We start from the raw sequence: 15,142 nt of genomic DNA, 5'->3' as shown, positions 1-15,142 counted from the left end.
TTTTACCTGTTGGAGCTTTCCCGAACAGAACCCGCTAACTCTAGTTTTCAAGGTTCGGATGCCTCGATTAGAGGCTCGGTTTTTAGACTGGTTAAATACCGTTCCAGTTCTCTGACATCATAGCAAAGTCGCCCTGCAAGGCTTGCCCTGCTCGCACTGCTTGCACTGAGCTTGTCGAAGTGAGCCAAGTCGAAGGGGGCGAGGCTTTAGACCCAAATTTTTGGTAAACCGATGCGTCGCTGCACCTTGGGATCGAGAGTTCCGTCGCAATAGGCGCGGGTGTAGTCCCGCTGGTGAACCCATTCGATTTCCTCGAACGTCGCCAAACGGGGGATGTGAATTTGGTCGGGGGTGGCGATTCCGTCAGCGAGAATGCGATCGAACAGTCCTCCGAATTTCGCCATCGGAAAACGATGTTTGGGGGGAAGCGGCGCGACGTAATCCCGATGGTGAACGATGGGTAAATCCATAGAAAATTGATAATTGACAAAAAAGGCTTTCTCCCACTCTCCCCTTTTACAGTGAACAGTGAGCGGTGAGCAGTTAAGACAGTTAACAGTTTCTCCCCTGTCTCCCCTGCTTCCCTCTTCACTCTTCCCTCTTCACTCTTCCCTGAAGAAGCTCCCCTTCTTCCCATCTCGGTTAAACTGGCTGTATGACCGATTGGCATCACAGAGCGAGATAGCTTCTCATGGAATCCCAACTCGTTTGGCAATACGGCAGCAATAGCCCCAATAACTCCGAGAATTTAGAGACAATTCGTCGTTGGTGGGGTAAGTTAGCGGGCAAAGAAATCCTTTGGCAGCAGCGTTTGCTTCCCGACGGCGGAAACAGCGACGATTTGGATTGGGAACCGCAGCGATTCGACGATCGCTTTGCGATGACCGACCCAGAACTCAAGGGCATCACGATTTACTGGCGCAAACCCGAGGAAACGGACACGCATAATATTACCGCCCGTCAGTTCGAACTCGACGAATCGCGACAGCAGCTTTACGTCTATCCCAAATCTCAGCCTAAAGTCGTGTTACGGGTAGCAGTTCCCACGATCGTTTACGAATCCCTAGAAGTGAAGCCGTCGGCGTTGAACTGCGTTGCAGGAGACGGAAAGGCATTATTGGTGTTGCGGGACGAGTCGCAACGGTTAGAAGTTAAGGTGAAGTTAGACGGGACGCTGTTAGACAAGCTCAAATCTCAACTGTCTTGAACGCCTGTTATTGCAAACTGCCTATTTCGGGTCTTTTTACAACTTTTCTATCTCCGTCCTAAACCGATTGAAGGCGACTCGACTCCTCACCCTGTTAACTTTCTGTCACTCGCTCGAGTTGAGCCGTCCACAGGTCGGGAGAATCGTTATAGGTATCGAGTTGTAGAATGCGGTAGTATGCCGGGCCGTCTCGTGCCGGAAGGATGAGGAGATCGCCGGATTTAGGGAGATCTCTCGTACTCGTAATATAAGCACTGTTAGCGTCTTCAGTCGGCTCGAAGATATAATCGCTCTCAGCGGACAAACCCGTGTAGTCGTAAGTCCGATTTTTTTCGGAAAACAACCACGAAAGGACTGACTTTAACACAGAACTCACGAGAAACACGATACATACGTACCTTCGTTCGGTACGCCATAAAGGGTTGGGTGAGAAGATGGCAAGCTGAATAGGCACTGCGACCTGGTCAGTTCAGACCAAACCCCAACTCGATCGACAATGATTCCAGGAAGCTCTGAGGGCGATCGCGTTCGATTTTGCTCAAATCCGTTGCGATTCTCCACTCGTCTTTCAATTTTCGACGGTCTTCACACCCACCGCCTGCTTCAATGGTTCAGTGGTGCAGAAAACTTTTCGAGATCGGGGATTGACAAACTACATAAAATATGTATTGGAATTCAATCCAGATCCCCGGCATCTCCAAGATGCCGGGGATCTCCGGCAACCATTTACCGATCTGGGATTTGGCGGGCAACCCTTTAATACGGCGATATCTTTTCTAACAAGGGTTTCAGGACTTTTCTGCACCACTAAGGCTTCAATGGAACGCTATCTCGGGCCGGTATCTAAATTACTCCTTAAGATATCGAAGCGATCGCCAATTGGATCTAAATTGAAACTTAAATTTAAGGAGAGATATCGCGATCGCGACGGACAATACTCCATCCTTTTCCAATAAGCTAGGTTTCAAGAAGTCTTCACCACATCCCCCCTTAGTCCCCCAAATAAGAGGGGGGTTGGGGGGATAGAGGGACTTGTCTGACTGGGGCAAACCCGTGTTTGAGATTCGGATTTCGGAGGAAATGGCCGCGATCGCGCTCTCGCGTCAGACTCGGCTCTCGGAAGAAACCCCAGCGTGGGAAGGAGAAGTGGGGTAGCGGATAACCTGTCCCGTTTGTGGGTCGAAGGCGAGCAGGCGATCGCTCGGAAACCTCACCCACACGCGTTCTCCTGGGGTCAAACGAACCTCTGGCGATGTCAGAAAGTTTAAAATTGGCGGGGTTTTTGCGCTTCGAGAGGGAATCGCCGCCCGCACCAACGTTTCCCGTCCGAGAGGTTCGACAATGCTCACCTCGACCTGAATCTGTCCGCGTTCGGTATCGGCCAGTTCTACGTCTTCCGGGCGAATTCCGAATTCGATCCCTCGTCCGGCTTGTTGAAAAGACTGTAAAGCGTCCGTCGAACTGTCGTCGAGGGGAAATGCGGGCAGTTTTTGTCCCTCAAGATCGAACTGTGTTCCGTCGTAAGTGGCATAAAACAGGTTCGTCGGGGGACTTCCGAGAAAAGTGGCCACCATGCGGTTGACCGGGCGATCGTACAACTCCAAGGGCGTTCCGATTTGTTGGATGCGACCGCCATCGAGAATCACGATGCGATCGGCCAGGGTCATGGCTTCGACTTGGTCGTGGGTGACGTAAATCGTGGTAATCCTCAGTTGCTGGTGCAGTTCTTTAAGCTGGGCGCGGGTTTCTTCCCGCAGTTGCGCGTCGAGATTGCTGAGGGGTTCGTCGAGGAGAAACGCGCGCGGTTGGCGAACGATCGCCCGTCCCAACGCCACCCGCTGCTGTTGTCCCCCGGAGAGCTGTTTGGGTTTGCGATCGAGTAAATGGGCGATATCGAGCGCGGTGGCGGCGCGATCGATCCGCTCGCAGATCGTTTTCGGGTCGGTGCGACGCATTCGCAAGCCAAACGAGAGGTTCTCCTTCACGGTCATGTGAGGATACAGAGCGTAATTTTGAAACACCATCGCCACGTCTCGCTGTCGCGCTGGAACGCCATCGACGCAAGTTTCGCCGATGTACAGATGTCCTGAAGTGGCCCGTTCTAATCCGGCGATCGTCCGTAAAATGGTCGATTTCCCACAGCCAGACGGCCCGACCAATACCCAAAATTCACCCCCCGGAACCTCGAAGGTGATGTCTTCAACAGCGGTAACGTTTTGAAACTGACGGGTAATTCGTTCTAGGCGAACCGTTGCCATATTTTAGACTCGAGCATTGAGTTGACTGTTTGGCAAGTAGATGCAACGTGGGGATGCGATCGCCATCGACTCGACGAGCGATCGCCTGCGACGCAGTGGGGCGGGGTTGCAGGTCGATGTTAGCACGTTCGCTTTCCTCGATTTCTCGACGATTCAGGGTCTGATACGCCGCAAATCCAGAGTGAGGGGAAATTCTGCATCCGGTAACGCCTCGGCGATATCGACTGGGTGCGATCGCGATCGGGGTACGACAAACCGCTCGCAGCAACGCGATCGCGCCTCTTCTGCATTTTGAGGAAACGTCGTATCCAACGGGCGATCGGGCGGTTCGACATAATAAATACACTCGGCGATCGCCGTATGGGTGTCCGATTCCACGAGGGCGAAATGCAGCGGGGCGTGGGGGGCGATCGCTGGATGCAAGAGCGTTTCGTGGGTTCTGGCACGAAATCGCACCCCTGCGACCCACTCGCCGGGCGTTCCAGACCGTCCCAGAGGTACTCGATCGCCGTTGCAGGTGACGGCGTAGTGCTTCAACCGTCGTTCGTCGCCAGACAGCTTCACCTGAACCCGTTCCATCGTGTCGTCGACGTATCGCGCCGTTCCCGATTTCGATATTTCTTCCCCAAGAACGTTCCAGGGTTCGATGGCGTGGCGCAACTCCAGTGTCAATCCGTCCCGATGCACCGCGCCGTATTGTGGAAAACGAAACTCGAAAAACGGGGCGAACCAATCGAACTCGAAGGAATATCCAGCCTGTTGTAAGTCGTCGAGAACGGCACGAAAATCGAGTTCGAGATAGTGGGGCAACATGAAGCGATCGTGTAGCGTCGTTCCCCAGCGCGTCAGGGGTTCGGTGTAGGGAGTTTCCCAAAACCAGGCAACGAACGTCCGCACTAACAACAGTTGTAACAGGCGCATTTCTCGAGTCGGCGGCATGGCGATCGATCGCAACTCCAGCAACCCCAACTGTTGGCGCGGGTTCTCCACTGGAAACAGTTTATCGATGCAAAAAGCAGTGCGGTGGGTGTTCCCCGTCACGTCGATCAGGAGGTTTCGCAACAGGCGATCGATCGCCCACGGCGACAAATTTCGCCCCCGTTCGAGGTGAGAAAAGGCCAGATCTAACTCGTACAAACTCTCGTGTCGCGCTTCGTCGACTCGGGGCGACTGACTGGTGGGGCCGACAAACCGACCGGAAAAGAGATAGGAGAGACTGGGGTGGTTTTGCCAGTAGCTAATGAAACTCCGCAGTAAATCGGGACGGCGTAACAGGGGGCTGTGCTGGGTGTTTTTTCCGCCGAGGGTGATGTGGGCGCCACCGCCGGTACTCAGTCGTCTTCCGTCGCGATCGAACTTTTCGGTTCCCAAGCCGCAGCGTCGTGCTTCTTCGTATAAAATCGTCGTGCGATCGACCAATTCTCGCCAGGATGCGGCGGGGTGAACGTTAGCTTCGATGACACCGGGATCGGGGGTAATGCAAAATCCCGCGATTCGGGCGTTTCCGGGCGGCGGATAGCCTTCGATCGCCACTTTCACCCCCGTTTCGGCCGCCGTGGTTTCGATCGCGGCGATCGCGTGGAGGAAACACGCCGCCCCCGTCAACGGTGGGACGAACACGTACAGCGTTCCCTGGCGAACTTCGACGCACAGGGCGATGCGAATGCTGTTATCTGAGGCTTCGATGGGGGTGGGGGCGACGGCGAGGGTGTCCCCGAGGGGAAGAACGGCTTCTGCGAGGAATTTTGTCGGTTCGGGAAGGGTTTGTAACGGTAAGCGCAACCCCAGCGGTGAATTGCCCTCGAGCAGCGTGAGGGTCGGGGTAGGATGCTTCGAGGGGGAAACCTGCCAGCGACAGGAACACCAGGACACGCGATCGCCGTGAAAAACGGGTAACAGCGGCAAAACATATCCGGCTTTCTCGGACGAGTCGGCCTCGTAAGCCGGACAGATGCAGCGCTCGGACACGCCGAGATGTCGGACGAGACACTCGATAAATACTGTGGCGGTGTCGAGATCGTAGCCCTCGGACTGGCCGTCTTCGGAGAGCAAACGGCGATCGCGCCATATGGCAACGCCGTCTTGTCGCCAGTAGTAGCCCAACGCCCAACGAGGATCGCGTTCGCCCGGATAGAGTTTCCCCAGACCGTAGTGCAGCAATCCTCCCGGCTTGTCAAACCGTCTGGCCAGACGTTGCAACAACTGTCCGGCGATGCGGCGTTTGTCGTCGCCGAGGGCTTCGGTGCGCCACTGGAGCGACTCGAAATCGTCTTCGGAGACGAACGTGGGTTCTCCCCCCATCGTCAGTTCTACGCCGAGGCGTTGTAGCTGCGTTTCGACCCAATCCCCCAGGCGATCGATCGCCGAAGCCTTTGGAGACGCGATCGCCTCCCTCGTCAGCCTGCTCTCGTGTGACGTACCCACCACAGCCGTCTAACTCAGCCGATGGCCGCAACTTCCACAAAAGCGATCGCTCGCTCCTACGGAGGCGCCGCATTGCGTGCAGAACCGCCGCTGATTTTCCGGGCGATCGCCCATCGACGGCGGCGATCCCATTTTCATTTCCATGTTCCCCATCCGCATTTCCATCGGATTGGCGTTCATTTCCATATCTCCCATTTTCATCGGCTTCATGGGTTCCATGGGCTTCATGGGTTCCATGGGTTTCATGGGTTCCATTGACGGCTTCGAGGCAGCGGGCATCTCGTCGATTTCGTTTAAGGGAATGCGTTCGCGATCTGACGAGGCAACGGTTTGACTTTGCATTTGCTGCCCTTGGATTTGGATCGTGCGATCGCCGCGTTCGGTTTGCACGTGCAGCACGACACCGTTCGGCGTGCGGTACATCGTCGGTGGTGCCGTCCAAGCTCCCGTTTCAAAGCCGCTGCTCGACTGTTGTTGTTGTCCCGCACCGCTGCTGACCGTGGTGACGACGGTTTGCGTTCCCCGGTTATCGAGATAAACCCTTCGATCGCCGCCGAGTTCGCATACGTAAGCCATAATTTTTAACCTTGACTGGTCACTCGATAGGCAGATTTTCTATGGTTTTATTTTAAGCTAAACCTTCAGTTAATTCGTTATTTTTTAATATTAATGTTGGATTTATAAGGTGTTTGTTATGAATTAATGACAGAGGGGATCGTCTCGAATTTTTTAATAAATTTCGAGTTCGATTTTAACCTCACCTCAACCAGTTTTAACGGGGTCTGATTTTCCACCCTCCTCCTCGTCTCCTCCCCCCCCATCACCCTCCACGCCTCGCCGCCAAAGAGAGATATGTTATGTTGATGAGGAGAATTTGCAAATGTTAACAATTACGTTGTTTTACTATCCGTTCACCGATCCAACCCTCTATCGACAGCGATCGCAGCCCTCTGAAGACCAGCGATCGGGGTCGAACGTACTGGCAGAACCCGCGTGGCAAGTCTTCGCCGCCGCCGTATTTCTCGTGTCCGTTCCCGTGTTCGCCGAAGCGCCCCTCGTGCGGAACTTCCCGTGGATAAGCGTGGTGCTGACGCTGTTTTGGGTGGGATCGAGCGGCGTATTGCTCTCGCGACGAAAAACCTGGCTGTGGGGCGATTTACTGTTGGGTTTCGCCGGAAGTTGGCTGGCAGGTGCCATTTACTGGGGCTGGTTGCGCTGGGAGCCGCTACTCCACCTTCCCGTTGAATTTATCGCCCTACCGCTACCCCTGTGGTGCATCAGTCGCCGACGCCTGCTCGTCGGAAGTTGGTTCGCCATCGGCTCCTTATTTGGAACTGTCGTAACCGATGTATATTTTTATTTAGTCGATCTGATGCCGCACTGGCGTCAGTTGATGCAAGTCGATGCAGAATTCGCCATGCCGATTTTCCAGGCTGCGATCGCCAAAGTCCAAACGCCGTGGGGCATCGGTTGCGCGATCGTCTTGGGAAGCGTGCTGTTTTTATCGGGAATTTTACCCCTAGGTGCCGCTTGGAAATCCCCCAACACTTCCCTTCACCGTTGGGCGTTTTCCGGCGCAGTTCTAAGTACGATTTTCGTAGATACACTGTTTTGGTTCGCTGCTTTAGCGGCTTAATATGGGGATAGGGTGTATCGAGCCGAGCGGGTTAACCTCGCGTTAGAGGTCGTTCGGGGAAGACAGGTCTGAGAGATCTCACACGCGATCGCCATTGCCAAACTTCGCGTCGAGCGCGTTGGCGTCCGAACCACCACGCCTTCTGTTAGGCTAGAGTCGCCAAACTCGCGCCAAGACGCGATCGGTTGCGTGCGAAACCAAAAGAGCGCAGATTCGACAAAATATAAAAAAGATACAAAGCGACGTAGCTCTCCCCCTGTTCCGTCAACCTGTCGTAGAGAGAGTGCCTGTGGTGACCTGGAAATCTGCCCCCCATCTCATCCTGCGAACCGAATCTGGCTCGCGTTACCTTCCCTTATCGGGAAATAACTGCTGGACGTTCGGACGCAGCGATGACAACCAGATTACACTCCCCGATCGATGGGTGTCCCGCGCTCACGCCATGGTTCAGCAAACAGATTTGGGTGAGTTTTACTTAATCGATCTCGGCTCTCGCAACGGTACGTTCGTCAACGGACGACGGGTCAGCGTTCCCGTACGCCTCAACAACGGCGATCGCGTCACCCTCGGCCAAACCGAACTGACGTTCTATTCTCCCACCAAAACAGCCCCCGACCCGGACGACACCGATACAGAAGACTCCGGCGCCACGGCGGTTTTATCAGTACGGCGGTTGATTTCAGTCATGGTGGTCGATATTCGAGACTTTACCGTCTTGACCCGCCAGCTCGACGAACGAATGCTTTCAGAAATCATTGGAACCTGGTTTCGACGGGCGGGAAACATCATCCGCGAAGCGGGAAGTTGGGTCGATAAATATATCGGCGATGCGGTGATGGCGGTTTGGTTCCACAGCGCCCCGGAAATCGGCCAGGAAGGCGTCAGTAAAGAAGAAGTACTCCGCATCTGTCAGGCGTTGGGAGAACTGCACCACATGACGCGGGAACTCAGCGATCGCTACCCCCTCCCGTTCCCGTTGCGGATCGGTGCGGGGGTCAATACAGGATACGCGATGGTGGGGAATACGGGAACCGGCGATCGCCCCGACTACACCGCCCTCGGAGACACCGTCAACGCAGCCTTTCGCTTAGAATCCGCCACGAAAGAACTCCACAAAGACGTGGCCTTGGGCGAAACGACCTATCACTATCTCAGCGCCATCAAAGCCAGTCGAGACCTGTTTGAAGAACACCGCGTCATACTCAAAGGCTACGATCGCCCCACCCTCACCTACGCCGGTAGTTTCGACGACCTCGATTCCTTCGTGCGCGTCAGCTATCAAGAAATCGAAGTTTGACCGTCCCCACGAGAAAAGTACGCACCGGATGAATTCCGCGCGATCCCCATCGAACGAGCCGTGATAGAGATGTCGTGGAAAATGGTACTATTGACGGTAAAACTTGCATATCATCGAGAGAGGGATTGAATTAATGAAACGACTGGTACGCCTGTTAACGGTTGTTTGCTTGCTCGTCGGTTTGGCGGGATGGGTCGGACTGCCTCAACCTGCCATGGCCAACGAAGGAGGAGCGTTGAAAAACTCCTTCGACGTCAAACTCAAAACGGAGTTTGGAGAGAAACTCGATCTCAACAACACCAACCTCCGGGCGTTCCGCAAATATCGCGGGATGTATCCCACGCTCGCCACGCTCGTGATCGAACACGCCCCTTACGAAAACGTCGAAGACGTGCTAGATATTCCGGGGTTGAGCGAACGTCAGAAAGAAATTCTGCAAGCGAACTTAGATAAGTTCACGGTGACCGAACCCGAACCCTTCCTCATAGAAGGTGACGATCGCATTAACAACGGAATTTACTAAAAAACGATGGGAGATCGCGTCGATCTCCGTCCCGATCGCGAAAACATTTAAAACTTCCAACGCCCCTTGTAAACTGAGGTAAAGAGAAATCGGCTGCGATGGCGGTCGATCTCCAAGGGTTGCCAGCGGCATCCGATTTCCTTCAGGTCAAACATCGAACAAGGGGCGATTTTTATTGTGAGTTCACCGACGTTTGAGGTTCAGTCTCTCCCGACACTCCCGTCGAGCTTCGATGCGATCGTGGTGGGGTCGGGAGCGGCGGGACTCTACGCCGCTTTGTGTTTGCCCGATTCCCTCAACGTCGGCTTGCTGACAAAAGACGAAATTCCACTCTCCGCCAGTGATTGGGCCCAGGGCGGAATTGCGGCCGCCGTAGCGGAGGACGATTCCCCCAAACTCCACATTGAAGACACCCTCAAGGCGGGGGCTGGACTGTGCGATAAACCGGCCGTGGAGTTTTTAGCCGAACGAGCGCCCGACTGTATTCGATCGCTCGTCGAATTGGGCGTTTCCTTCGACCGACAAGACAACCGGCTGGCCTTGACCCTCGAAGCCGCCCACTCCCGCCGCCGCGTTCTCCACGCTGCCGACACCACCGGACGCGCCGTCGTCAGCACTCTGGGACGACAAGTCGCCCGACGTCCCAATATTACCCCCATCTCTCGGGCGTTCGTTCTCGACCTGTGGCTCGACGAAACGGGACGCTGTCAGGGGGTTGGCGTGCTGTATCGCGGTGAAATTCGCTGGATCGAAGCTCGGGCGGTCGTTTTGGCCACGGGAGGCGGCGGCCGGGTGTTCGCCAAAACCACCAATCCTTCAGTCAGTACGGGGGACGGTGTGGCGTTGGCCTGGCGGGCTGGGGCGATCGTGCGCGATTTAGAATTTTTCCAGTTTCACCCCACAGCGTTGATGAAACCCGGTGCGCCTCGGTTTTTAATTAGCGAAGCCGTGCGAGGGGAAGGGGCGCATCTCGTCGATGCTGAAGGTCGCCGTTTCGCGTTCGATTACCATCCTGAAGGGGAGTTAGCCCCCCGCGATGTGGTCAGCCGTTCGATTTTTAACTACCTTCGCAGTACGGGTCTCGATCCCGCCGAAGCCCACGTCTGGCTCGATTTTCGCTCGATTCCCGAGGAACGGATTCGCAAACGGTTTCCGAATATCGTGCGGGTGTGTCGTCAGTGGGGTGTCGATGTCTTTTCCGAACCGGTTCCCGTGGCACCAGCCGCGCACTATTGGATGGGGGGAATCGCCACGGATTTACAGGGGCGCACGTCGATCGAGGGACTGTACGCCGTCGGCGAAACTGCCAGCACGGGCGTTCACGGCGCGAACCGACTGGCGAGTAATTCTTTGCTCGAATGTATCGTGTTCGGGGCGCAGTTGGGACATTTGGAACTGCTCGAGACGGCGATCGCAGAACCGCCCCCCGCGACGCAGCACGACGCGATCGACCTCAGCGGCGCGCGAGGGGCGATCGAGCAGTTACGTCACGATTTACCTCGATTGGTGTGGCAGAGTGCGGGGATTTCTCGCGACGCGCGCACGCTGGAATTTGCCCTCGATCGCATCGCGGCTTGGAAAGCAGAATTCGCCGCCTCGTCCCTTTCGCGACAGATAAACGCCCTCGTTCGAGGTCGTACGGCCGATGTCGGTGCTGACGGCGATAGTTCGTCGCTCCTAGCTTGGGGGGAAACGCGCAACCTCCTCGATATTGCCGAATTAATTCTCAAAAGTGCCGCGTTTCGCACTGAAAGCCGAGGCGGTCACTACCGCAGCGATTTTCCTCACAGCGATCCGCAGTGGCGCGTTCATACTCTCGGACGCGGCGATCGACTCTGGTGCAGTTCCGTTCTCGAAGACGATCGCGGGCAAAATGTAACTCAAACAACAGATCGCAGTGAAACAGCGTGATTCAATACCGTTTGGGTCGGATCGAGTTTTTTGGAAGTTTTGGGGAATTTTTAGACCTTGAAGGTGATAATCGAGAGTATTTTGACCGATGCCTGGCAATGTAATTTTTCACACTCTCCCCTTCATTCGAGCGATCGGGGCGAAAATCGCTCGAATTGGTTGAAAGAGGTGTCATTCGTAACAGCGGCTGCCGCTTCCCGGTCCAGTGGGAACACCCGGTTCGACGTCTGGCTCGTATTCCGAGAGTTCCCGAGGAAGCAATACGTCACCTGTCGGGGAAGACTCAGCAGCCAAAACAGACTCTCCGGAGATCGTGCAGGCACCCACTGCCAGAACTACCATGCTAGTGATTTGTAGGAACGTCTTCATCGCTCGAACAGCTCCATCACTACGATAACGAACAATTCGGTCAGATGCAGTCTTTCAAAATGGGTCTGGCAAACTTCTTTCTACGATCTCATTTCTACTATATCAGTATTTTTACGGATAGCCCTAGAGAGAATCTGGAACATTTCTTAAAATTACAAATTTCTTAACAAGACTATAACAAATACAACAGTTCGTTAGAGTCGAAAGGGGTTTCCTAACTGGAAAATGACAAAACTTCGATGCGTCGAAGTTAAAGTTTTGTAAAGAATCGACGATCTCCCGATGCCGATGGGAACGAGTGACATTGAGCGATCGCCACCGCCGCTGCGATACGATCGTTTGTCACATTGTCGCTAACACCAAGTCCGAAGCACCCGCCCGTTGACACGAACTCCCAGACCGGGAGCGTTCGAGGAGCGCGACTCGAGCGCTTGCGCCGAGAGGCTTTGAGGGGTGTTGGGATCGAACAACAACAACTCTGCACGATCGCCTGCATTTAAAGTGGGCGGCGACTGCTGCAAACAGTGCGCCGGGTTCGTACTCGTTGCTTGCCAGAGTTCCAACGGCGTCCATCGACCCGAGGCGACCAACTCGTTCCATAACAGAACAAACGAATATTGTAACCCAATTGCACCCGCTGGCGCTTCCGCAAAGGCTACGGTTTTTTCTTCGTAGGTATAGGGGGCGCGATCGATGGCGATCGCGTCGAGAATTCCCGACTTGACCCCTTCAGCTAAGGCTGCGCGATCGTGAGGAGTTCCCAACGGGGGATCGAGGCGAAAACTCGTATCGTACTCCGCCAAATCCGTCGTATCCCAAATCAAATGCGTCCAAGGGGTGCTGGCTGTGACCGGAAGTCCCCGGCGTTTGGCCTCGGCGACGATTTCCACACTGCGGGCGGTCGAAACCCGCATCACGTGAACGGGGGTATCGAACTCCGCCACCGCCTCGAGTAGAGCCGACAACGCCGCCGTTTCCGCCATCGCCGGAAGTCCTGGGAGTCCCAATCGTAAAGCATCGCCCCCTTCTCGAGCGACCCCTTCTCCGGCCAAACGGCGATCGCACGGATAAAAGGCCAGAGGACGCCGCAAACCCTGGCCGTATTCCAAAACCCGACGCACGAATACCGGATTAGACAGGGGGGAACCGTCCGTAAAGCCGACAACGCCCGCCTCGGCCAAGTCCCCTAACTCCGCCATGCGATCGCCCTCGAGGTTCTGCGTCAACGCCCCCCACACCTTTAGCTGCGGGGGATTCCATCGAGGCGCGATCGACCCCAGTTTTTCCCAACGCGAGTACAACTGGGCGACGCCTGCGGGGGTATCGATGGGAGGAACCGTCTTCGGAAGTAGCGTCACGCGGGTATAGCCCCCCGCGATCGCCGATTTCGCCAAAGATTCCAGAGTATCGCGCTCCTCAAATCCCGGTTCGCCCGTACGACCGTATAAATCCACCAAACCCGGACCGAGAATCGCACCTCGTGCGTCAATTTCCTCCGTCTCGGGTAGATCGTCGTCCAAACGGTCGGCGATCTCGCGAATCGTTCCGTTGTCGAGCCAAACATCCGCCACGCGATCGGTCTTCGAGAGCGGATCGATCGTGCGAACCTGACGCAAGACTTCCTTTGCAGCCATTTCCCTCCTCACAGTGATGTCCCAACAAGACGACGGTTCTACAACGCGCCAGCAGCAGTGCGATCGAACAACTCGCCGTTTTCGTTCAAATGAAGCGTGACGTTCGAGGTTTGCAAAACCGGTTTTCCATCAGGACCGTGGGGATAGTCGATAACGCTGACCGCCCCGTTTCCTTGCTTGAAGTTCCAGAAATAGTCCGGCCCCAAATCGAACAGCGAGGCCAAAATTGCCTTATTAATGGCATCGTGGGCGACAACGATTCCCGTCAGCGGGCGATCGCTCTCCCCATAGGCTTTCACGATTTCGTCCCACGCCAACTTCGCCCGATCCCAAACCTGCTGTAAATTCTCCCCTTCCGGCATCTGTACCGTTTCCGGTTGCGTCTTCCAGCGCTCGAGTAACTCGCCGTATTCCCCTCGAATCTCAGATTCCAACTTCCCTTCCCAGAGGCCGTGACCGATTTCTCGCAGGTTCTCGTTCGTCGTCAACGGAACCCCCGGATGATGTTCCAAAATCAACTCCGCCGTTTCCTTGGGGCGCAACATCGGACTCGTCACCGCAAAGTCTAACTTCACCGACTTCAACAACTGAGCCACCCGACGCCCCTGGGCGCGACCGTTTTCATTGAGCGGAACGTCGATTTGACCCTGAAAGCGCGATTCCCGGTTCCACTGCGTTTCGCCGTGACGTACCAACAACAACCTCGGGCCGCGATGGGGCTTGCGGGGTGAGGGAAACGGATCGTCACTGAGATGGCCGATTTGGTTCATCGACTCCATCTGAACTGTATCGCTCAAGCCGCCCGAGAATCGGAAAATCGAAATACCGCAGTTCGACTGTTGAATCCCTTGATAGTCTTGCGGACCGACACCTAACGCCGTACTGATCGAGCAGCGGTTAATCCCATTGTGGGCGACCACTGCCACCGTTTGACCGGCGTGTTTCGACAGCACGAACTCCCAAAACTGCTTCGCCTGTTCGTGCAGCGACAAAATCGGGAAATGGTCTCGCGTTCCGCCGTCTTCAGTAGGAACGACCATTTTGAACTCGTGGGGACGAGCTTTCCAGAGGCGATAGTCGTCGGGAAACGTTTCCATCACCTCGTCCCGACGCCGATCTTCCCACAGCGGCAAATCCACTTCTCGCAGTAAATCGGAAACCGTCGGTGTCAGGCTTCCATCTTCAGACAGCGTTTGGCAGATAATCCCCGCCGTTTGAGACGCCCGTTGCAGGGGACTGCAATAGACTGCATCGAACGAGATTCCTGCCAACGCGCGGCCAGTTTGACGGGCAGTTTCCCGCCCGAGTTCAGTTAAAACAGACTTGTCGCAGCGTCCTTGAATGCGACCTTCGAGATTGTACGTACTTTGTCCGTGACGGATTAAGATGACGGTAGTAGCCAGGGGTCTGTCCTCCATTAACGTTCGCCAGATCGGTATCTGGCAGGGGGTCGCTTCGTCAGAGTCCGGCAACGCTCGCCACTTTAACGGTACGGTGTCGCAGGTGTTCGCCTGCGATATCTCCCACTACAGCGGAGCGTAAAAACTCGCAAAAATTAAATTTTGAACGATGCTTGACGTCGGGGTCTGTGGTCGGCCGAACGTCAAACGCATCCCAGTGCAGGCGAAGCTGCTCCCTGTGAATCATACCGAAAAACCGTCCCAGACAGGAGAGCCTTCAGATCGGGAGGAACTCGGCTTTTACAGTCACCAGTCACCAGTCACCAGTGAAGATAGTTTTCAGTTAAGAGCAATCGTAGGGTGCGTGACCTAAAGACAAGAAAAGTATCCGGTCTTACCGGCCAACTCGTCACGCACCGACTCCATAGGGTATTTCTTGTCTCCCCCTCTCCCCCTCTCCCCTTCTCCCCCTCTCCCCTTCTC

General features: G+C 55.3%; 13 protein-coding genes and 1 pseudogene. 5 read left to right on the top strand and 9 right to left on the bottom strand.

Annotated elements, in window-relative coordinates:
- Positions 1-221: 221 nt before the first annotated feature.
- Positions 222-470 (bottom strand): annotated as a pseudogene (locus tag POG22_RS09320) (histone deacetylase); the annotation flags it as partial.
- 221 nt (positions 471-691) lie between these two features.
- On the opposite strand from POG22_RS09320, the gene POG22_RS09315 reads away from it, so the two are divergent.
- The gene (locus POG22_RS09315) at positions 692-1,207 is read left to right on the top strand and encodes a hypothetical protein (RefSeq protein ID WP_063717204.1); all 516 of its coding nucleotides are present in this window, start codon (positions 692-694) and stop codon (positions 1,205-1,207) included.
- Between the two features lie 94 nt (positions 1,208-1,301).
- On the opposite strand, the gene POG22_RS09310 is transcribed toward POG22_RS09315, so the two are convergent.
- The 4 genes from POG22_RS09310 to POG22_RS09295 all read right to left on the bottom strand — a co-directional run bounded on the left by POG22_RS09310 (position 1,302) and on the right by POG22_RS09295 (position 6,465).
- Positions 1,302-1,550, bottom strand: a complete 249-nt coding sequence (locus POG22_RS09310) for a hypothetical protein (RefSeq protein WP_498904900.1) — start codon at positions 1,548-1,550, stop codon at positions 1,302-1,304.
- A 760-nt stretch (positions 1,551-2,310) separates the two neighbouring features.
- The gene (locus tag POG22_RS09305) at positions 2,311-3,465 is read right to left on the bottom strand and encodes an ABC transporter ATP-binding protein (RefSeq protein ID WP_498904898.1); all 1,155 of its coding nucleotides are present in this window, start codon (positions 3,463-3,465) and stop codon (positions 2,311-2,313) included.
- A 153-nt stretch (positions 3,466-3,618) separates the two neighbouring features.
- Complete coding sequence (locus POG22_RS09300) at positions 3,619-5,892, bottom strand: transglutaminase family protein (protein ID WP_498904897.1); 2,274 nt, start codon at positions 5,890-5,892, stop codon at positions 3,619-3,621.
- Between the two features lie 6 nt (positions 5,893-5,898).
- Positions 5,899-6,465 carry a zinc ribbon domain-containing protein gene (locus tag POG22_RS09295; protein WP_498904895.1) on the bottom strand — a complete coding sequence of 189 codons (567 nt, stop codon included), beginning with the start codon at positions 6,463-6,465 and terminating at the stop codon, positions 5,899-5,901.
- 304 nt (positions 6,466-6,769) lie between these two features.
- Between POG22_RS09295 and POG22_RS09290 the strand changes: the two genes are divergently transcribed.
- The 4 genes from POG22_RS09290 (at position 6,770) to nadB (ending at position 11,256) form a co-directional block, all read left to right on the top strand.
- Positions 6,770-7,525, top strand: a complete 756-nt coding sequence (locus tag POG22_RS09290) for a DUF3120 domain-containing protein (protein WP_017662555.1) — start codon at positions 6,770-6,772, stop codon at positions 7,523-7,525.
- 289 nt (positions 7,526-7,814) lie between these two features.
- Entirely contained in the window at positions 7,815-8,822 is a 1,008-nt protein-coding gene (locus POG22_RS09285) for an adenylate/guanylate cyclase domain-containing protein (protein WP_017662556.1), read from the top strand.
- Between the two features lie 133 nt (positions 8,823-8,955).
- Positions 8,956-9,345 (top strand): photosystem II complex extrinsic protein PsbU, encoded by a 390-nt coding sequence (gene psbU, locus POG22_RS09280; RefSeq protein ID WP_063717208.1) that lies wholly within the window; start codon positions 8,956-8,958, stop codon positions 9,343-9,345.
- Between the two features lie 177 nt (positions 9,346-9,522).
- Positions 9,523-11,256, top strand: a complete 1,734-nt coding sequence (gene nadB / locus POG22_RS09275) for an L-aspartate oxidase (RefSeq protein ID WP_063717209.1) — start codon at positions 9,523-9,525, stop codon at positions 11,254-11,256.
- Between the two features lie 171 nt (positions 11,257-11,427).
- Here the strand turns inward: nadB and POG22_RS09270 are convergent, their stop codons facing one another.
- The 4 genes from POG22_RS09270 to POG22_RS09255 form a co-directional block, all read right to left on the bottom strand.
- Positions 11,428-11,598, bottom strand: a complete 171-nt coding sequence (locus POG22_RS09270; RefSeq protein WP_498904892.1) for a hypothetical protein — start codon at positions 11,596-11,598, stop codon at positions 11,428-11,430.
- A gap of 380 nt (positions 11,599-11,978) precedes the next feature.
- Positions 11,979-13,259, bottom strand: coding sequence for a dihydroorotase (locus tag POG22_RS09265; protein ID WP_498904890.1), 1,281 nt, complete (start codon positions 13,257-13,259; stop codon positions 11,979-11,981).
- A 38-nt stretch (positions 13,260-13,297) separates the two neighbouring features.
- The gene (locus POG22_RS09260) at positions 13,298-14,677 is read right to left on the bottom strand and encodes a histidine phosphatase family protein (protein ID WP_498904889.1); all 1,380 of its coding nucleotides are present in this window, start codon (positions 14,675-14,677) and stop codon (positions 13,298-13,300) included.
- Between the two features lie 40 nt (positions 14,678-14,717).
- On the bottom strand, positions 14,718-14,906 hold the full coding sequence (locus tag POG22_RS09255) for a hypothetical protein (RefSeq protein WP_498904888.1): 189 nt from the start codon (positions 14,904-14,906) through the stop codon (positions 14,718-14,720).
- Positions 14,907-15,142: the final 236 nt, after the last annotated feature.

The sequence above is a fragment of the Geitlerinema sp. CS-897 genome, from assembly GCF_028368005.1.
GTDB lineage: Bacteria > Cyanobacteriota > Cyanobacteriia > Cyanobacteriales > Geitlerinemataceae > Baaleninema > Baaleninema simplex.
Note: the sequence above shows the minus strand (reverse complement) of the source record. Positions and strands in the feature narration are given on the sequence as shown.